The organism is Mycobacterium sp. 050128, from assembly GCF_036409155.1.
GTDB lineage: Bacteria > Actinomycetota > Actinomycetes > Mycobacteriales > Mycobacteriaceae > Mycobacterium.
In genome coordinates this window covers 214,462-233,488 of sequence record NZ_JAZGLW010000001.1, presented here as the reverse complement: position 1 = coordinate 233,488, position 19,027 = coordinate 214,462, and the positions used below count along the sequence as shown (strand labels likewise).

Annotated in this window: 17 protein-coding genes; 14 read left to right on the top strand and 3 right to left on the bottom strand. The window is 65.8% G+C overall.

The window, feature by feature from the left end:
• Positions 1 to 7 precede the first annotated feature (7 nt).
• The 6 genes from SKC41_RS01180 (at position 8) to mddA (ending at position 8,042) form a co-directional block, all read left to right on the top strand.
• Complete coding sequence (locus SKC41_RS01180; protein ID WP_330975945.1) at positions 8 to 640, top strand: ComF family protein; 633 nt, start codon at positions 8 to 10, stop codon at positions 638 to 640.
• A 347-nt stretch (positions 641 to 987) separates the two neighbouring features.
• Positions 988 to 1,668: a ribosome hibernation-promoting factor, HPF/YfiA family gene (gene hpf / locus SKC41_RS01175; RefSeq protein ID WP_442931650.1), complete on the top strand. Its 681-nt coding sequence runs from the start codon at positions 988 to 990 to the stop codon at positions 1,666 to 1,668.
• Between the two features lie 82 nt (positions 1,669 to 1,750).
• Positions 1,751 to 4,600, top strand: a complete 2,850-nt coding sequence (gene secA, locus SKC41_RS01170; protein ID WP_330975943.1) for a preprotein translocase subunit SecA — start codon at positions 1,751 to 1,753, stop codon at positions 4,598 to 4,600.
• Positions 4,601 to 4,877: 277 nt separating this feature from the next.
• Positions 4,878 to 5,624 (top strand): hypothetical protein, encoded by a 747-nt coding sequence (locus SKC41_RS01165; protein WP_330975942.1) that lies wholly within the window; start codon positions 4,878 to 4,880, stop codon positions 5,622 to 5,624.
• Positions 5,625 to 5,655: 31 nt separating this feature from the next.
• The gene (locus SKC41_RS01160) at positions 5,656 to 7,239 is read left to right on the top strand and encodes an HD domain-containing phosphohydrolase (RefSeq protein ID WP_330975941.1); all 1,584 of its coding nucleotides are present in this window, start codon (positions 5,656 to 5,658) and stop codon (positions 7,237 to 7,239) included.
• A 47-nt stretch (positions 7,240 to 7,286) separates the two neighbouring features.
• Positions 7,287 to 8,042, top strand: coding sequence for a methanethiol S-methyltransferase (mddA, locus tag SKC41_RS01155; protein WP_330975940.1), 756 nt, complete (start codon positions 7,287 to 7,289; stop codon positions 8,040 to 8,042).
• Here the strand turns inward: mddA and SKC41_RS01150 are convergent.
• Complete coding sequence (locus SKC41_RS01150; protein ID WP_330975939.1) at positions 8,039 to 8,503, bottom strand: SRPBCC family protein; 465 nt, start codon at positions 8,501 to 8,503, stop codon at positions 8,039 to 8,041. The genes mddA and SKC41_RS01150 overlap by 4 nt on opposite strands.
• A 95-nt stretch (positions 8,504 to 8,598) precedes the next feature.
• On the opposite strand from SKC41_RS01150, the gene SKC41_RS01145 reads away from it, so the two are divergent.
• Both SKC41_RS01145 and SKC41_RS01140 read left to right on the top strand, forming a co-directional pair.
• The gene (locus SKC41_RS01145; protein WP_330975938.1) at positions 8,599 to 9,081 is read left to right on the top strand and encodes a cation:proton antiporter regulatory subunit; all 483 of its coding nucleotides are present in this window, start codon (positions 8,599 to 8,601) and stop codon (positions 9,079 to 9,081) included.
• A gap of 4 nt (positions 9,082 to 9,085) precedes the next feature.
• A complete protein-coding gene (locus SKC41_RS01140) occupies positions 9,086 to 10,288 on the top strand; it encodes a cation:proton antiporter (protein WP_330975937.1) in 1,203 nt (400 codons plus the stop codon).
• A gap of 4 nt (positions 10,289 to 10,292) precedes the next feature.
• Here the strand turns inward: SKC41_RS01140 and SKC41_RS01135 are convergent, their stop codons facing one another.
• Complete coding sequence (locus tag SKC41_RS01135; protein WP_330975936.1) at positions 10,293 to 10,841, bottom strand: Rv3235 family protein; 549 nt, start codon at positions 10,839 to 10,841, stop codon at positions 10,293 to 10,295.
• Positions 10,842 to 11,024: 183 nt separating this feature from the next.
• Between SKC41_RS01135 and SKC41_RS01130 the strand changes: the two genes are divergently transcribed.
• The 5 genes from SKC41_RS01130 (at position 11,025) to SKC41_RS01110 (ending at position 16,485) form a co-directional block, all read left to right on the top strand.
• Positions 11,025 to 12,434: a WS/DGAT/MGAT family O-acyltransferase gene (locus SKC41_RS01130; RefSeq protein WP_330975935.1), complete on the top strand. Its 1,410-nt coding sequence runs from the start codon at positions 11,025 to 11,027 to the stop codon at positions 12,432 to 12,434.
• Between the two features lie 43 nt (positions 12,435 to 12,477).
• Complete coding sequence (gene ppk2, locus SKC41_RS01125; RefSeq protein WP_330975934.1) at positions 12,478 to 13,344, top strand: polyphosphate kinase 2; 867 nt, start codon at positions 12,478 to 12,480, stop codon at positions 13,342 to 13,344.
• 2 nt (positions 13,345 to 13,346) lie between these two features.
• Positions 13,347 to 13,865, top strand: coding sequence for a DUF6912 family protein (locus tag SKC41_RS01120; RefSeq protein WP_330975933.1), 519 nt, complete (start codon positions 13,347 to 13,349; stop codon positions 13,863 to 13,865).
• 87 nt (positions 13,866 to 13,952) lie between these two features.
• Positions 13,953 to 15,104, top strand: coding sequence for a ferredoxin reductase (locus tag SKC41_RS01115; protein ID WP_330975932.1), 1,152 nt, complete (start codon positions 13,953 to 13,955; stop codon positions 15,102 to 15,104).
• An 85-nt stretch (positions 15,105 to 15,189) separates the two neighbouring features.
• The gene (locus tag SKC41_RS01110; protein WP_330975931.1) at positions 15,190 to 16,485 is read left to right on the top strand and encodes a fatty acid desaturase family protein; all 1,296 of its coding nucleotides are present in this window, start codon (positions 15,190 to 15,192) and stop codon (positions 16,483 to 16,485) included.
• Between the two features lie 9 nt (positions 16,486 to 16,494).
• Here the strand turns inward: SKC41_RS01110 and SKC41_RS01105 are convergent, their stop codons facing one another.
• On the bottom strand, positions 16,495 to 17,100 hold the full coding sequence (locus SKC41_RS01105) for a DUF5134 domain-containing protein (RefSeq protein WP_330975930.1): 606 nt from the start codon (positions 17,098 to 17,100) through the stop codon (positions 16,495 to 16,497).
• Between the two features lie 348 nt (positions 17,101 to 17,448).
• Between SKC41_RS01105 and SKC41_RS01100 the strand changes: the two genes are divergently transcribed.
• A complete protein-coding gene (locus tag SKC41_RS01100) occupies positions 17,449 to 18,999 on the top strand; it encodes a PPE domain-containing protein (protein WP_330975929.1) in 1,551 nt (516 codons plus the stop codon).
• Positions 19,000 to 19,027 lie beyond the last annotated feature (28 nt).

Genomic DNA, 19,027 nt, shown 5'->3' with positions numbered 1-19,027 from the left:
TGGGGCCGTGCTCGATTTGATCCTGCCGCTGGAGTGCGGTGGCTGCCGGACGGCGTCGACTCGCTGGTGCGACGCGTGCGCCATGGAGCTTCTCGTCAAGCCCGACGAGCCGCACCTGATCAGTCCGCGCATCGACCCGCACGTACCCGTGTTCGCACTCGGGCGTTACGCCGGCGCCCGTCGTCAGGCGATTCTCGCGATGAAGGAGCAGGGCCGCCGCGATCTCGTCGCGCCACTGGCCCGGGCGCTGGCCGCGGGTGTTCACCGGCTGCTCGCCTGGGGCATCGTCGATACCCCGTTGACGGTCGTGCCCGCGCCGACCCGGCGCGCGGCGGCACGCCGGCGCGGCGGCGACCCCGTCGCCCGTGTGGCGCACGCCGCCGTGGGCCGGCATCCGGACGTCACCGTCGCCGCGGCGTTGCGCATGAAAGCGCGGACCCGCGACTCGGTGGGTCTCGGCACCGCCGAACGCGAGCGCAACGTCGCCGGCCGGGTGCTGCTGCGGGGCGCGGCGCCGCGCACCGAGGTGCTGCTCGTCGACGACATCGTCACCACCGGCGCGACCGCGGGTGAGTCGGTCCGGGTCTTGTCGGCGGCCGGAGTGCGGGTGGCGGCGGTGCTGGCGATCGCGTTCGCCTGAATCGGCGAATCTCGGGATAAACCAGTGAAATTGCCAAGAAGACGTGAAGAACTCGCTACGGGTTCGTCAAATCGGTGGCACGGCGAGGCGAACACGAGCTAACGTCGAGGACAACCTTCAACAACTCTTCGGGACCTACGGGTTCCGACTCACTGGTCGTGATTTCCCAGGTTGAGACGGCAATTGCGGAGGGGGTGAGTATTCGACACCTCGCGACGGCGGGCTGCCTGCGGCGGTGACCTCCGCAAACCGTTCCCACCCCGTCGAAGCTTCTTGTAGAAAGCCGGCACGCAGGGCGCGTGCGACGTGAAAAGAGAAATGAGTTGTCACGTATGTCAAGGCTCACCGTGGATTCCACTCAGCTCCTGGACGAACCACCGGCAAGGATCGACGCGCAGGAACCGACCACCACCGCCGAGGTTGTGTTCAAGGGTCGCAACGTCGAGATTCCCGATCACTTCCGCGTTTACGTCTCGCAGAAACTCGCCCGCTTGGAACGTTTCGACAAGACCATCTACCTCTTCGATGTCGAGCTCAAGCACGAACGCAACCGTCGCCAACGTAAGTCCTGTCAGCGCGTGGAGATCACCGCGCGGGGCCGTGGGCCGGTAGTCCGCGGCGAGGCGTGCGCCGACAGCTTCTATTCCGCGCTCGAGTCCGCGGTGGTCCGGCTGGAAAGCCGGCTGCGCCGCGGCAAGGACCGCCGCAAGGTCCATTACGGCGAAAAGACCCCGGTTTCGCTGGCCGAGGCTACCGCGGTGGCCCCCCCGGAGCGTGTTTTCCGCGACAACCATGCGCCCGCGGAGCCGCATCAACACGACACCGGCGACGACGACCGAGACCATCAGCCCGGTCGGGTGGTGCGTACCAAGGAACACCAGGCCACGCCGATGTCGGTCGACGACGCGCTCTACGAGATGGAGCTCGTCGGACACGACTTCTTTTTGTTCTACGACAAGCAGACCGAGCGGCCGTCCGTCGTCTATCGCCGTCACGCCTACGACTACGGACTGATCAGGCTCTCCTGAGGATCGGCGGCCATCAGCTGGTCGTCCCCTACGATGGGAGTCGCCTTGAAGAAAAAGACTCCTACCCACAGGGGACCTAGCTGTGCTGTCGAAGCTGCTGCGCCTTGGTGAAGGTCGCATGGTCAAGCGCCTCAAGCGCGTGGCCGACTATGTCAACACGTTGTCCGACGACGTCGAGAAACTCACCGATGCGGAGCTGAGGGCCAAGACCGACGAGTTCCGTAAGCGGCTCGATGACGGCGAAACCCTCGATGACCTGCTGCCCGAGGCCTTCGCGGTGGCCCGCGAGGCCGCCTGGCGGGTGCTGGATCAGCGTCCGTTCGACGTGCAGGTGATGGGCGCCGCCGCGCTGCACCTGGGCAACGTCGCCGAGATGAAAACCGGTGAGGGCAAGACGCTGACCTGTGTGTTGCCGGCCTACCTCAACGCGCTGGCCGGCAACGGCGTGCACATCGTCACCGTCAACGACTACCTGGCCAAACGCGACAGCGAGTGGATGGGCCGGGTGCACCGCTTCCTCGGCCTGCAGGTCGGGGTGATCCTGGCCAACATGACCCCCGACGAGCGCCGGGTGGCTTACGGCGCCGACATCACCTACGGCACCAACAACGAGTTCGGCTTCGACTACCTGCGCGACAACATGGCGCATTCGGTCGACGACATGGTGCAGCGCGGACACACCTTTGCGATCGTCGACGAGGTCGACTCCATCCTGATCGACGAGGCCCGCACGCCGCTGATCATCTCCGGGCCCGCCGACGGCGCCTCCAACTGGTACCTCGAGTTCGCCCGGTTGGCCCCGCTGATGGAAAAGGACACCCACTATGAGGTGGACCTGCGCAAACGCACCGTCGGTGTGCATGAACTCGGGGTCGAGTTCGTCGAGGATCAGCTCGGTATCGACAACCTCTACGAGGCCGCCAACTCGCCGCTGGTCAGCTACCTGAACAACGCGCTGAAGGCCAAGGAGCTGTTCAACCGCGACAAGGACTACATCGTCCGCGACGGCGAGGTCCTGATCGTCGACGAGTTCACCGGTCGTGTGCTGATCGGCCGCCGCTACAACGAGGGCATGCACCAGGCCATCGAGGCCAAGGAGCACGTCGAGATCAAGGCCGAGAACCAGACGCTGGCCACCATCACGCTGCAGAACTACTTCCGGCTCTACGACAAGCTGGCCGGCATGACCGGTACCGCCCAGACCGAGGCGGCCGAGCTGCACGAGATCTACAAGCTGGGTGTGGTCCCCATCCCGACCAACAAGGAGATGATCCGCGAGGACCAGTCCGACCTGATCTACAAGACCGAGGAAGCCAAGTACATCGCGGTGGTCGACGACGTATCCGAACGCTACGAGAAGGGCCAGCCGGTCCTGATCGGTACCACCAGCGTGGAGCGGTCGGAATACCTGTCGCGACAGTTCCAGAAGCGCCGCATCCCGCACAACGTGCTCAACGCGAAGTTCCACGAGCAGGAAGCCGGCATCATCGCGGTGGCCGGGCGCCGGGGCGGCATCACCGTGGCCACCAACATGGCCGGTCGCGGTACCGACATCGTGCTGGGCGGCAACGTCGACTTCCTCACCGACCAGCGGCTGCGCGAGCGGGGCCTGGACCCGCTGGAGACGCCCGAGGAGTACGAGGCGGCCTGGCACGAGGAACTGCCCAAGGTCAAAGAGGAAGCCAGTGCCGAGGCCAAAGAGGTGATCGAGGCCGGCGGGCTGTACGTGCTGGGCACCGAACGCCACGAGTCGCGCCGTATCGACAACCAGCTACGCGGCCGCTCCGGCCGGCAGGGCGACCCGGGTGAATCACGCTTCTACCTGTCACTGGGTGACGAGTTGATGCGGCGGTTCAATGGCGCCGCGCTCGAGGCGATGCTCAACCGGCTGAACCTGCCCGACGATGTGCCGATCGAAGCCAAGATGGTCACCCGCGCCATCAAGAGCGCCCAAACCCAGGTCGAGCAGCAGAACTTCGAGGTCCGCAAAAACGTCCTCAAGTACGACGAGGTGATGAACCAGCAGCGCAAGGTGATCTACGCCGAGCGCAAACGCATTCTCGAGGGCGAGAACCTGCAGGAGCAGGCGCTCGAGATGGTCCGCGACGTCATCACCGCCTACGTGGATGGCGCGACAACCGAAGGCTATGCCGAGGATTGGGACCTCGACGCGTTGTGGTCGGCGCTCAAGACGCTGTATCCGGTCGGAATCGAGCACGAGTCGCTCACGCGTCGGGACGCGGACTCCGAGCACGACGATCTCACCCGCGAGGAGCTGCTCGAGGCGCTCGTCAAAGACGCCGAACGGGCTTACGCCACAAGGGAATCCGAACTGGAGGAGATCGCCGGCGAGGGCGCGATGCGACAGCTGGAACGCAACGTGTTGCTCAACGTCATCGACCGCAAGTGGCGTGAGCACCTCTACGAGATGGACTACCTCAAGGAGGGTATCGGGCTGCGCGCGATGGCTCAGCGCGACCCGCTGGTCGAGTACCAGCGCGAGGGCTACGACATGTTCATGGCCATGCTGGATGCCATGAAGGAGGAGTCGGTCGGCTTCTTGTTCAACGTCAGCGTGGAGGCGGTTCCCGCTCCGCAGGTCGCGCCGGTGGAAACGCCGGAAGGGCTGGCGGAGTTCGCGACTGCCGCCGAACAGCAGCAGGACGAATCCGCTTCCGCACCTGCCCCGGTGCGCGAACCGGCTCCAAGCACCTTGCGCGCCAAGGGTATTGACAATTTTGATAGTGAGGCGCCCGCCCTTTCGTATTCCGGTCCGGCAGAAGACGGTTCGGCCGAAGTCCAGCGCAACGGCGGCGGCGCGCAGAAGACTCCGGCCGGCGTGCCTGCCGGGGCCAGCAGGCGCGAGCGCCGCGCGGCCGCCCGCCAGCAGGGCCGGGGCGCCAAGCCGCCGAAGTCGGTCAAGAAGCGCTAGCCCGCGTCTAGCTGTCTCATGCCGCCGAGTGTGAAGTTGGTTTCACGCTCGACGCCCAGTGTGAAACCAACGTCACGTTCGGGCGTCCCCGGCGTGGCTCCGCGCGTCCCCGGCATGGCTCCGCGCGTGCCCGAGCATAGCTCCGCGCGTGCCCGAGCGCCCGGCCAGCCGGGCGTTCGACAGCGAGCGCCCCGCTGGCCGGGCGTTCGGCCCTGCTCCGGCGATTTGAGGCATAAGCCTCATGCACGCGTCGGGTGGCGCGGCGCAGCATCAGTGCATGAATACGTTGTACAGTCCCGCCGACGCGGCTTCGGCCGTCCTGCACGACGCCACGCTGCCCCCCGGTGACGACGAAAGATTTGCCGGTTTCGGGGTTTTGGGGCTTCCCTTCGCCAGCGGGCATTACCTCGCGCTGCGCTGCATACCCACGTCGTCGTTCGCCCCGGGCTACCGGTCGGTGTGGCATCGCGATGCCGCGGGGGTGTGGACGTTCTACGCGACCAGCTCCGGCGAACTCAGTTGCTCCCGCTTCTTCAGCTCGGCCACGCCGAACGACCCGGTGCGATGCGATATCGACGTCGCCTGGGTGACGCCGTGGTCGCTGTACATCCGGATTGCCGGCTTGCTCGAGTGGCATCTCGGTCTCGGGACCAGTGCGTCGTCCCGACTGATGAGCGCTATCGCCCCGCGATTGCCCGCATGGGCATGGACCAACCAATGGGCCCTCGGCGCTCTCGGCCGAATGGCCGGACCGCTGATGGGCGCCGGGCGGGTGCGGCTATCCGGCAAGGCGCCGAACGGCCAACGATTCATGATCGCCCCCAAGCGATTCTGGGCTGTCAGCGATGCGCGCGCGGTGTGGCGTGGCGAGGACCTCGGCGCGGTGACCCCGTTGCCGCAGCAGGCCCGGTTGGCCGACTTCTGGGGTCCGCAGCGCGGACTATTCGTGACCGGGGGCGGCCGTCTGGAGGCGTTCGACCCGGGCCGTCACCACGCCGTGCAGCGCACTGTTTCGATTTGCTGACTTGCACGCCACCGAAGGGGACAATGGGCCGATGTCGTCGCGCATAGCCGAGCCGCCGCCGGCGGGCGAGGGGCCCCGCCGGGCCGAATTGCTCGCGGCGCTATCGGTGGCGATCGACCTCGGCCTGGGACAGCCCGCCGAGCACATGCTGCGCGCGGCGATGATTGCGACCCGGCTCGCGGATCGGCTGGGACTCACCGACGCGCAACGGGATTGCGTTTACTACACGACGTTGGTGATGTGGATCGGATGTCACGCCGACTCCCATGAATACGCGCGGTGGTTCGGCGATGACATTGCGGTACGCCATGACTCGTATCTGGTCGACTGGTCGGGCCTGCCGTATTGGCGGTTCCTGATGGGCAACATCGGTCGCGGTCAGCCGTTGGCGCAGCGGCTGACCATCATGGCCACCCTGTTCGCCAATGCGCGCGGTCAGTTGTCCCGGCTCATCCACTCGCACTGCACCTCCGCGGCGCTGCTGGCGGATCGCATCGGCCTGGGCCCCGACGTCCAGGCGTCGCTCGCCTTCGCTTTCGAGCGCTACGACGGCGGCGGCCTGCCCGCCGGTTCGCACGGCGACGAGATTCCGATCCAGATGCGTGTTGCCCAGCTCGCCGACATGGTCGAGGTGCACCACCGCACCTACGGTGTCGAGGGCGCCGTGGCGATGGCTCGCGGCCGCCGCGGGGGCCAGTTCGACCCGAAGGTCGTCGACACGTTCCTGCACAATGCCGACGCGATCCTGTCCGGTCCCGGCCCCGGCGATGCGTGGACCGCAGCGGTGCGCGAAGCGCCCGATCGTCACCAACGGCTCGACGACAACGGGCTGGACGCACTGCTTGTCGCGTTCGGTGACTTCGTCGACCTCAAATGTCCTTTCACCCTTGGACATTCGCGTGTGGTGGCCGGGCTCGCCGGCGATGCGGCACTGGCGGCCGGCGTCGATGCCGCCTCGGCGGCCCTGACGCGACGTGCGGGCCACGTTCACGACCTGGGCCGCATTGGTGTGTCGAATCAAATCTGGTCCAAGCCAGGGTCGTTGACCGCGGGGGAATTCGAGCGGGTGCGACTGCATCCCTATCTCACCGCCCGGATCCTCAACCAGGTTCGTGGTCTGGGGCGGCTGGCCGAAGTCGCCGGAAACCACCATGAATGCCTGAACGGATCGGGATATCCACGCGGACTTGCCGGTACCGCGCTGAGCCTGCCCGACCGTATCCTGGCAGCGGCGGTCAGTTACCAATCCGCTTGTGAACCAAGGCCTTACCGCAATGAGCTGCCGCCCGGCGCGGCGAGTCGGCGGCTGCACGAGCGGGTGAGCGCCGGTGAGCTCGACCCCGTCGCCGTCGAAGCGGTGTTGCATGCGGCGGGCCGGCCCGCCCAACGGCCCAAGCCCCGTCCGGACGGTCTCACCCCGCGCGAGATCGAGGTGCTCTGCCTGGTCGCCCGCGGCGCGTCGAACAAGGAAATCGCCGGGGCGTTGGTGATCACCGAGAAGACCGCCCGCAACCATGTGGAGCGAACGTACGCCAAGATCGGTGTCTCAAATCGCATCGGCGCCAGCATGTACGCCCTGCAGCAGGGGTTGTCGTTACCGGCTGCCGAAAATTGAGGCAATCGCCCCATTCCCTTACGCCGGATTCGGCGGACAATCAACACATGAGTCGATATTTGACAATCTGTTACGGCGCAGTGGCTTATCTGCTGTTCCTGGTGTCGTTTGTCTATGCAATCGGATTCGTCGGCAACATGGTGGTGCCACGAAGTGTCGACCACGCGCTCTCGGCGCCCGTCGGCTTGGCGGTGCTGATTGACGCACTGCTGCTAGGTATTTTCGCAATTCAGCACAGCGTCATGGCGAGGCCCGCGTTCAAGAGATGGTGGACCCGATTTGTGCCCCCTTCGATCGAACGCAGCACCTACGTGATCCTGGCGAGTGCCGCGCTATTGCTGCTCTACTGGCAGTGGCGCACGCTGCCCGACCTCGTGTGGGACGTGAGTCTGCCGGCGGCACGGGTGGTTTTGTGGGCGTTGTTCTGGCTCGGCTGGGCTACGGTGTTCTTCTCGTCCTTCATGGTCAGCCACTTCGACCTGTTCGGCCTGCGGCAGGTGTACCTGGCCTGGCGCGGAAAACCCTACCGCGAGTTGGACTTTCGTGTTCGGTACCTGTACCGGTTGGTGCGTCACCCGCTGATGCTGGGTTTCCTGATCGCATTCTGGGCGACACCCACGATGTCGGTCGGGCACCTGCTGTTCAGCGCCGCCACAACGGGTTACATCCTGATCGCGCTGCGGCTGGAAGAACACGACCTGGTCGAGTCGCTGGGCGAGCAGTACCGTGCCTACCGTCGCGAGGTCCCGGCGCTGGTGCCCGGGACACGGCGGCACCCGCACGCGGCGGCCGGCCAGCACTAGCCCTCGACAAGCGTCGCGATCCGGTCCAGGGTGGCGCGCATACCGTCGGCGGTCTTTTGCGGCATCGAGCCACTGATGACCATCCGCTTGTTCTTTTCCTGCGACACGTCCCAGGTTTCGCGCACCAGCGTGCCGCCGTCCGCGGGCGAAAGCTCGTAACGCCAGATGCGGCCACCGACCAGGCCGCCCAGCCCGTAGGTTTGCCACGCGATGCGACGATCCGGCTCGTACTCGATGATGGTGTTGGTCGTGCGGTAGGGGAGGAACAACGTCTCCTTGCGCCCCCGCATCGCCATCCCGAATGTTGAACCCTTGGTCAGGGGAACCGAGTCCTGCGTGCAGCGATTCACCGACTCCGAACCGTCGAAGCTGGCATGTTTGCCGGCGTCGGCCAGTAGCGCGAAGATCCTGTTCGGCGGTGCTTTGATGACCCGCTCGACGCTGACCGTGTTTCCGTCCATTCGGCAACACTAGCCCCGGTCGAAGGATATGAGATCGGTCTGTATCGCCGCAGTCCGCGCGGTTTTTCGTCGCGGGTTCCCGGTATGTTGCGGATATGGATGTCAAGGAGGTGTTGCTGCCGGGCGTCGGCCTGCGATACGAGTTCGTCAGCCACAAGGGCGACCGGATCGGCATCATCGCGCGACGCGGCGGCGACTTCGACATCGTCCTGTACGGTTCCGACGATCCGGACCAGGCCCGGCCGGTGTTTCACCTCACCGACGAAGAGGCCGACACCATGGCCCAGATTCTGGGCGCTCCCCGCATTGCCGAGCGGTTCACCGAGCTCACCCGTGAAGTGCCCGGGCTAGAGGCGGGTCAGGTCCATATCGAGCCGGGCAGCCCGTTCGTCGACAAACCGTTGGGCGACACCCACGCTCGCACCCGCACCGGGGCGTCGATCGTCGCGATCGTGCGCGACGAGGATGTGCTCGCCTCTCCTGGTCCGGCCGAAATGCTAAGGGAGCGAGACGTTTTGATCGTCATCGGCACCGAAGAGGGCATCGCCGCCGTCGAGCAGATCGTCGACAAGGGCTGAGCCAGTGCAGGTTTCGGGGGCGCTGCTGTTTCAGCTAGGCGCCCTCCTCGCCGCACTCGCGGTGTTGGGGGCCATCTCGCGGCGGTTGGCGCTGTCGCCGATCCCGGTCTATCTGATGGCGGGTCTTTCGCTGGGCAAAGGTGGCATCTGGCCGATGGCCGCCTCGGGCGAGTTCATCATGACGGGTGCGCCCATCGGCGTCGTGCTGTTGCTGCTGACCCTCGGACTGGAGTTTTCCGCGACGGAATTCGCCGCCAGCTTGCGTCACCACCTGCCGTCGGCCGGGGTCGACGTGGTCCTCAACGCCACGCCGGGAGCGGTGGCGGGGTGGCTGCTGGGCCTCGACGGCATCGCGATCCTGGCACTGGCCGGCGTCACCTACATCTCGTCTTCGGGTGTGATCGCGCGCCTGCTGGAGGACCTGGGCCGGCTCGGCAACCGCGAAACGCCGGCCGTGTTGTCGGTGCTGGTGCTCGAGGACTTCGCGATGGCCGCCTACCTGCCGCTGTTCGCGGTGCTCGCGTCCGGCGGTACCGGGCTGGAAGCGGTCGCGGGGATGGCCGTCGCCGTCGGTGCTCTCTTCGCGGCTTTCTTCGCCTCCTATTACTGGGGCCATCACGTCGGACGGCTGGTGGCCAATGCCGACTCCGAGCAGCTGTTGCTGCGGGTGCTGGGCGTGACCCTGTTGGTGGCGGCGCTGGCCGAATCGTTGCACGCCTCGGCGGCCGTCGGCGCTTTCCTGGTCGGGCTCACCCTGACCGGTGACACGGCCAAACGAGCGCGCAAGGTGCTGGGCCCGTTGCGCGACCTCTTCGCCGCGATCTTCTTCGTCGCGATCGGTCTGCAGGTCGACCCGCATGAGCTGGTTCCCATGCTTCCGGTCGCGCTGTTGCTGGCCGCCGTCACCGCGGCCACCAAGGTGGCCACCGGGATCTTCGCCGCCCGGCGCGACGGCGTGGCGCGGCGCGGGCAGTTGCGGGCCGGCACCGCACTCGTCGCGCGGGGCGAGTTCTCGCTGATCATCATCGGATTGGCCGGCGCGGCGATCCCCACCGTGGCCGCGCTGGCGACGGCGTATGTGTTCGTGATGGCGACCCTGGGTCCGGTGCTGGCCCGATTCTCCGGCGGCCCGTCCCCCGCCAGCGGCTGGGGTCCCCGCGCAGCAGGGGAGGGGCCGCAGCCCGAGGGAGCCGGATCGCCGGCCTAGCCGATCAACCGATGTGCAGAGCCACCACCTGCCACCGGATTCCGTTGCTGGTGGGCAGCTTCTCCACCCGAGCGGCGATCGCGTGGATGCGGTCGCCGCGGCTGTAGCAGCCGAACACCTCGGCGGCGGTTTCCGGATCCCGGTGCCCGACCGGCTGCAGCCGCATCCGGCGCAGCACCGCGGCACCCTGGCGCCCGCCGCTCGACTGGCTGACCGACAGCACGGAGTCGACGAGGCCGCGCACCAACAGCGGCTGAAGCTGGGTGACCGGCCGCCGGTGATCGATGACCTCCAGCACCCGGCGCAGCGCGGCGTCGGCGAACGCCGCCGCCTGACGCATTGCCGCGGACCAGACCGCCGTCGTCGGCTCGGGTTGCCTGACCGGCCGCCCGCTGTAAGGCCGGCGCGGCCCACCGCCGCTTCGGCGTGCCACGGCCGGCTGCCGGCACCCGGCGACGTTGCGCGGCACCTCCCGTGGCGGCGGTTCGTACTCGACGACCGGCACGACGGCGAAATCGTCACGGTGAGCGGGGTTTACGGAGCTGATAGTCAATGCGCACTCTCCAAGGCATCGGACAACGAGCGGCCTGCAGGAGAGTGACAGACAATTGGTCTTTCAATTGCCGGTCATCATCGCACAATTCGACATCGCGCGTACCCGCGCCGTGTTGCGCCCTAGCGGACGATTACGGTGAGCGAGAAACCCGAAGGATTGACCTAGGAGGCCAGGGCCGCAATGGTGACCCGGTTGTCCACATCGGACGCATCCTTCTTTCGGCTCGAAAACACCGCCACCCCGATGTACGTCGGATCGCTGTCCATCCTGCAGCGTCCGCGCGCCGGACTGAGCTACGAGACGCTGCTCGCCGCCGTCGAACAGCGGTTGCCGCAAATACCTCGCTATCGGCAGAAGGTGCGTGAAGTCGGGGTCGGCATGGCCAGGCCGGTGTGGATCGACGACGCCGACTTCGACATCACCTACCACATCCGGCGGTCGGCACTGCCGTCACCGGGCAGCGACGAGCAGCTGCACGAGCTCGTCGCCCGGCTGGCCGCGCGGCCGTTGGACAAGAAACGACCGTTGTGGGAGATGTACCTGGTCGAGGGGCTGGCCCAAAACCGGGTCGCCCTCTACACCAAGTCGCATCAGGCGTTGATCAATGGGATGACCGCGCTCGAGATCGGCCACGTGATCGCCGATCGGACCCGAAAGCCGGCGCCGTTCCCCGAGGACCTCTGGGTCCCGGAACGCGAGCCCGGCTCGACGCGGCTGCTGGTGGGCGCGCTCACCGACTGGATGGTGGGGCCGGGTGCGCAGCTGCAGGCCGTCGGCTCCGCGATGGCCGGGCTGGCGACGAACTACGGCGAGCTGCTCAACGTGGGCCGCCGGGTCTTCGACATCGCGCGCACCGTCGCGCGCGGTACCGCGCCCAGTAGCCCGCTCAATGCCACCGTCTCGCGTCATCGGCGGTTCACCGTCGCCCGCGGAAGTCTCGAGGACTACCGCACGGTGCGCGCACGCTACGACTGCGACATCAACGATGTGGTGCTGGCGGTCGTGACCGGCGCCCTGAGCAACTGGCTGATGTCGCGCGGGGAAGGGGTGTCGTCGAGCGCGACGATCCGGGCGATGGCACCACTTTCGGTGTATGCCGAGGATCAGCACGATTCGACCGGGCCCGGCCAGATGATCAGTCAGGTCACCCCGTTCCTGGTCGACCTGCCGGTGGGCGAGGGCAATGCCGTGGTGCGGCTGTCGCAGATCGCGCATGCCACCGAGTCGAATCCGTCCGCCGCGCGGCTGGTCGACGCCCGGACCATCGTCACCTTGTCGGGCTTCGCGCCGCCCACCCTGCACGCCATGGGCATCCGGGTCGCCACCAACTTCTCGGCGCGGTTGTTCAACTTGTTGATCACCAATGCGCCCGGAGCCCAGTCGCAGATGTACGTCGCCGGCACCAAGCTGCTGGAGACCTACGCGGTACCGCCGCTGCTGCACAATCAGGCGCTCGCCATCGGTGTGACCTCCTACAACGGGACGCTGTATTTCGGAATCAACGCCGACCGCGAGGCGATGAGCGATGTCGACCTGCTGCCGGCGTTGTTGAAGCAATCACTCGAGGAACTACTCGAAGCTTCCCGCTAGTTGTGCGGTGAAATTGGTATGCGTGCATCTACCATTCGTTGATGTGGGCACTTCGAATCACGGCGCACCGGCAGCGAAGGTGAAGAAAAAGAAATCGCCGGCGCGCGACGCTGCCAGGATCTCCGATGCCGTCTATGAAGCCGAATTGTTCAGGCTACAAGCAGAATTCGTGAAGCTGCAGGAGTGGGTGCGGTATAGCGGCTCGCGAGTCGTAGTGCTCTTCGAAGGCCGCGACGCCGCAGGCAAGGGTGGTGCAATCAAACGGATCACCGAATACCTCAGTCCCCGTACCGCCACTATCGCCGCCTTGCCGGTGCCCACGGGTCGAGAACGTGGCCAGTGGTACTACCAGCGGTATATCGCGCATCTGCCCTCCGAGGGCGAAATCGTGCTGTTCGACCGATCGTGGTACAACCGCGCCGGCATCGAGAAAGTCATGGGATTCTGCACGCCGCAAGAACATGCGCTGTTTTTGCGGCAGACTCCGATATTCGAGCAGATGCTGATCGACGACGGGATTCTGCTGCGCAAGTACTGGTTTTCGGTTTCCGAGTCCGAACAGTTGCGCCGTTTCAAGGCGCGCCGTAACGATCCCGTCCGGCGCTGGAAACTGTCCACGACGGACTTGGAATCGGTGTACCGCTGGGAGGACTATTCGCGCGCCAGAGACGAGATGATGGTGCACACCGATACGCCGGTAAGTCCCTGGTACATAGTGGATTCCGATATCAAGAAGCACGCGCGGCTGAACATGATGCACCACCTGTTGTCCAGCATCTCCTACCACGAGGTCGACCAGCCGAAGGTTGATTTGCCGGCACGTCCGGTCCTCAGCGGCAACTACCAGCGTCCGCCGCGCGAGCTGTCGACGTATGTCGACGACTACGCCGCGACCTTGATCGAGGCCTAGGGATGGGCGCGACCCAGGTCTACATTCCGGCCACACTGACGATGCTGCAGCAGCTCGTCGCCGAGGACTCGCTGCGGCCGGTCAACGGCACCGCATTCGCGGTGACGCCGACACTGCGCGAGGCCTACGCGGAAGGCGACGAGGACGAGCTCGCTGACGTCGCGTTGCGTGAGGCGGCGCTGGCCTCGCTGCGGCTGCTGGCGGACCGGGAAGCCGGCGGAGCCGATCAGTCGGCACGGCCACGGCGCGCGGTGCTGGCCGCCGAGGTCGATGACGTCACCTTCCGTCCCGATCTCGACGATGCGGTGGTCAGAATCGGCGGGCCGGTCTCGATGGACCAGGTGGTCGCGGCCTATGTCGACAACGCCGGCGCCGAAGAGGCGGTCGCCAAGGCGATTGAGGCCATCGACGCCGCTGACCTGGGGGATGAGGATGCGGACCTGATCGTCGGCGACGCCCAGGACCACGATTTGGCGTGGTATGCGAACCAGGAATTGCCGTTCCTGCTCGAGCTGTTGTGACCGCCACGACGCGTCGGCGAATGTGACGCAATCCGGGCGTGTGGACCTGGAAAAGATACCGTAACTTACGGTACCGTAGCTTTCATTATGGGTAGGAAATTCCAATCGGTCACCGCGAATGTCGTCGACACCAAGCGCCCCACCGTCGCGGGGGCGGAACGGCATCCCGGCTGGCATGCGCTGCGCCAGCTCGCTGCGCGCATCACGACGCCGCTGTTGCCCGACGACTATCTGCATCTGGCCAACCCGCTGTGGTCGGCCCGGGAATTGCGGGGCCGCATCGTGCAGGTCCGCCGCGAGACCGAGGACTCCGCGACCCTGGTCATCAAGCCGGGCTGGGGTTTCAGCTTCGACTTCGAGCCGGGCCAGTACATCGGGATCGGACTGCGGATGGACGGCCGCTGGCGCTGGCGGTCGTACTCGCTGACCTCGAGCCCGGTCGCGCGGTCGGGGTCCGGCCCCGAGCGCACCGTGACGATCACCGTCAAGGCGATGCCGGAAGGCTTCCTGTCCAGCCACCTGGTGGCCGGCGTCGAGCCGGGAACCATCGTGCGGCTGGCCGCACCCCAGGGCAATTTCGTCCTGCCCGACCCGGCTCCGGCGTCGATGCTGTTCCTCACTGCGGGATCGGGGATCACGCCGGTGATGTCAATGTTGCGAACGCTGGTGCGCCGCAAGCAAATTGGTGACATTCAGCACATCCATTCGGCGCCCACCGAATCGGACGTGATGTTCGGCAGCGAGTTGACCGCGCTCGCGTCGGTGCACCCCGGTTACCGGTTGCGGGTACGCGAGACCCGAGCGCAGGGGCGGCTCGACCTCGCCCGGCTCGACGACGAGGTGCCGGACTGGCGCGAACGTCAAACCTGGGCCTGCGGACCCGAGGGCATGCTGGCCCAGGCCGAGAAGGTCTGGGCGGCCGCGGGGATCAGCGACCGGTTGCACCTGGAGCGGTTCGCGGTGGCCAAGGCGGCACCGGCCGGGGAGGGCGGAACGGTGACCTTCGGCCGAACCGGTCGCACGGTGGCCGCCGACGCCGCGACCTCGCTGATGGACGCGGGGGAGGGGGCCGGAATCCAGATGCCCTTCGGCTGCCGGATGGGTATCTGCCAGTCCTGCGTGGTACCCCTGCTGGAGGGCCACGTCCGTGACCTGCGAACCGGGCAGGAACACGAGCCCGGGAGCCGAGTGCAGACCTGCGTGTCGGCCGCTTCCGGCGATTGTGTGCTCGACATTTAAGTATTACTCATAGGTAACCTACGGGGTCGTAGGTTACGATAGCGTAGGTACTGACCATAGAATCGAACGCCGGGAGGTGAGAACGATGGCGATCACAGACGTCGACGTATTTGCGCATCTGTCGGACGCTGATATCGAAGCCCTGGCCGTTGAGCTGGATGCTATCCGCCAGGACGTAGAGGACTCACGCGGCGAGCGGGACGCCCGCTACATCCGCCGCACCATCGCCGCGCAGCGTGCGCTGGAAGTGTCCGCCCGACTGATGCTGGCCGCGAGTTCGCGGCGCTCGGCATGGTGGGCCGGCACTGTGACCCTGGGCGTGGCCAAGATCATCGAGAACATGGAGATCGGCCACAACGTCATGCACGGCCAGTGGGACTGGATGAACGACCCGGAGATCCACTCCTCCTCGTGGGAGTGGGACATGAGCGGGTCGTCCAAGCACTGGCGTTACACCCACAACTTCGTGCACCACAAGTACACGAACATCCTCGGGATGGACGACGACGTCGGCTACGGCATGCTGCGGGTCACCCGCGACCAGCGCTGGAAGAAGTTCAACCTTTTCAACCTGGTGTGGAACACGTTGCTGGCCCTCGGTTTTGAGTGGGGCGTCGGCCTGCAGCACGTCGAGATCGGCAAGATAGTCAAGAAGCGGATGGATCAGGACGAGGCGCGGGAACGCACGGAAGAGTTCTTCGCCAAGGCCGGCCGTCAGCTGCTCAAGGACTACGTCGCGTTCCCGGCGCTGACCTCGCTGTCACCCGGCGCGACCTACAAGTCCACGTTGAAGGCCAATGCCGTCGCCAACGTGATCCGTAACGTGTGGGCCAACGCGGTGATCTTCTGTGGCCACTTTCCAGATGGCGCAGAGAAATTCACCAAGACTGACATGATCGGCGAGACGAAGGGCCAGTGGTACCTGCGCCAGATGCTGGGCAGTGCCAACTTCGAAGGCGGATGGCTGCTTCGGTTCATGAGCGGCAACCTGTGCCACCAGATCGAGCACCACCTCTACCCGGATCTGCCGAGCAACCGGCTCCACGAGATCTCGGTGCGAGTGCGCGAGATCTGCGACAAGTACGACTTGCCTTACACCACAGGCTCATTCCTGGTGCAGTACGGCAAGACCTGGCGCACGTTGGCCAAGCTGTCATTGCCCAACAAGTACTTGCTCGACAACGCCGACGATGCGCCGGAGACGCGCAGCGAGCGGATGTTCGCCGAACTGGAGGCCGATTTCGCCGGTACCGACCCGGAGACCGGCCGGCGGCGCGGGCTCAAGACCGCCATCGCGACCGTTCGGGGTTGGCGCCGCAACAAGCGCGCCATGAAGAAAATGGAGCAGATGCTCAGGGACGCCGACGATCTGGCGGCCTAGGCGCTGCGCCTAGAGCTGGGTGAAGAACATCGCCGCGGTGCCGGCGGCAGCGCATGCTTGATAGAGCGGTTCCAAGCGCGCGGACTGCCGCCGGGCGGCGCAACGGCTTGACCAATACAGCGCCGCCACCGCGAACCCGAGTGCCACAATCCAGTTCACCGTGGTGATCCACCCGAATCCGGTTGGCGTCCTGGACATCCCGTGTACCGGCATCTCCATGCCGGGCATGTTCATGGCCAGGGAGTCCAGCTTCGGGTGGCTGGCCTGGCCGGGCAGGTTGCCGCTCATCACCGCGTACATCCACACCATCGCCGCCGCCATCACGGCGTAGTAGGAGTTGGTGAGTCGCGCACCGGTAGCGGACGAGCGTGCGCAGGCCGCGCGCACAAACCAGGTACCCGCCAAAACGAAGAAGATCATCGGCCCGGCCGTCGAGAGACTTATTCCGATGTGCCACGCCATCAGGATCATTGCCGCCGCCATCGTCAGGTGCAACAGATGGTCGATTGTGCGGGTCGATCGGTCACGTTGCGCGACAAGGATATAGACGTAAGTCGCAATGCTGACACCGAAGAGCGCGGTGACGATCCACCGCAGCGCAAAGTCGTCGATCAAGAGGTGGTCGCGCCTTCAAACATGCGCCGAACGGTACCCCCCTAGGGTACTAGGGTCAAGCATGGTGGCCGCCGGCGCGCCGCGTGGCGAAGGCGGGAGCGTTGCGGTCCGGGGCCGAGTCCGTCAGCGGCGCCGCGCACGTCGACTCGAATATTTGGTGCATGTACGTGCCGCAAGCTCAGGTTAGGCTAACCGCGGGTGACGTCGAGGCGTCCTCCAAGGGTCGCCGAGATGTCCCCTAACCCACGTTGCCGGTTCGCCAGTTGCCGGTGGCGTTGTGTGATGAAATCTCAACGACGCTGGTCGTCCGCTTTTCCAAGCCCTGTGGCCGCTAGGAGATGATTCACCATGACGCTGACGGTGATCCCCGACAAACTCAAGCAGCGAGCCGACGTGCTGGAGGTCCCGCTCCGACGCCCGCCCGCCGACAACCCCCAACCGGCCTGCACCCTCGACTTCGTAAGAAATGCGGTCGCCGACCTTGCGTACGGCGCTGACCAAATGCGAGACAAGATTTCGCGTGCAGAAACGGAGTGGAAAAGTCTGGCCGAGTCGCTGCGCAACGCGGCCTTCGCCTACGAAGTCATCGACGAGGGGAGCGCTGCGGCCCTCAGGAATGAAACGTCCGCGCCGCAGGCGGTCATGGTTGGGGTCGCCAATGAGGATTTCGGGCCGGCGATGCTTGGCACAGGGTCGGTTCTCGCCGCCCCCGTCCCGATCCCAACCCAGTTCCGAGAGGTAGAAGTTACGGCGCGGCAACTCGAGGAAAGCGATCAGGGCGCATCGCTGAGTCGCTTCGCGGATGCGTGGGAGCAGTACAAGTCGGTGTTACGGGATGCCACAAAGCGATTCGTACCGATCGAGGGATGGAGCAGCGACGACATCACCGGCGCGTGTCAGAAGGTCCAGGCCAATTTCAACGCGTACGCAACGTGGTTGAACGCGATGGCGGCACTGTGCCAGCAGATGGCTGACCAGGCGCGAGCAGTTGTGGATGCGCACAAAAAGGCTCGCCACGACCATGTCTACGCGGGCAATTGGCGGGCTGAGGGGCGCATCAAATATGACCACCAGACATTCGTGGACCTGGAGAAATTCATCTTGTCACCCGCGGGCGAGAACTTCACCAGAAAATATCCGAATTGGTGGCCTACGTTTTACACGGGGGTGTCCCAGGAGTCGTTGGAGGCAATCGCCCCGTACCGGGCAAGTCTGAAGAGCGTGGCACCGGTCAACCCGGATGCGCCGCCCCCGGCCCAAAATGTCGACAAGCCGAAACCCCCGAAACCATTCGTGCCCACCCCCGACCAATACTGGGAGTGGGAATGGGCCGCGGAATTGGAGGAGAGAAAAAAGCATAATTTGAAACCCGCGACGAAGCCGAAGGACGTTTTAAGGCCACCGTCGAAACCGGATCCGGCGAATGACCCAAACATCACCCCCGGGGGTGGGGGCAGCGGCGGACTCTCGGGTCTGCCCTCGATGCCGATGATGCCGATGACGCCTTCGACACCCCAGCCCGACCCGGCGATCGCTGAGGCCTTGAAGGACCTGAAAGGCCAAGGGGGGCCGAAGCTTCCGCACGGCGGTGGGGTCAAACCGGCATCGTTCGGTGGGGCCGGTGGGCCAGGGACGCCATTGCAGTCCTGGGGAGAGGACAGTGCGACGCCCAAGGCCGGCGCCGCCGGGCCCGCGGGTCCGGGTCGTGCAGTCCCGGGTGTCGGCGGGACGCCCGGCGCCATGGGCGGTGGCATGGGAGGCGCTCCCGCCGCCGGTGGGGACAAGGGCGGCAAAGGCAAGCGCGTCGAGGGTGATAAGGAAGCGCTGTATACCGAGGAACGGTCGTGGACTGAGGGTGTCATCGGTTTGCGCGGTGCCAAGGAAGTGCCCAAGCAGTAGGCGGCAGTCGTGGAACGAGGAGTAATCG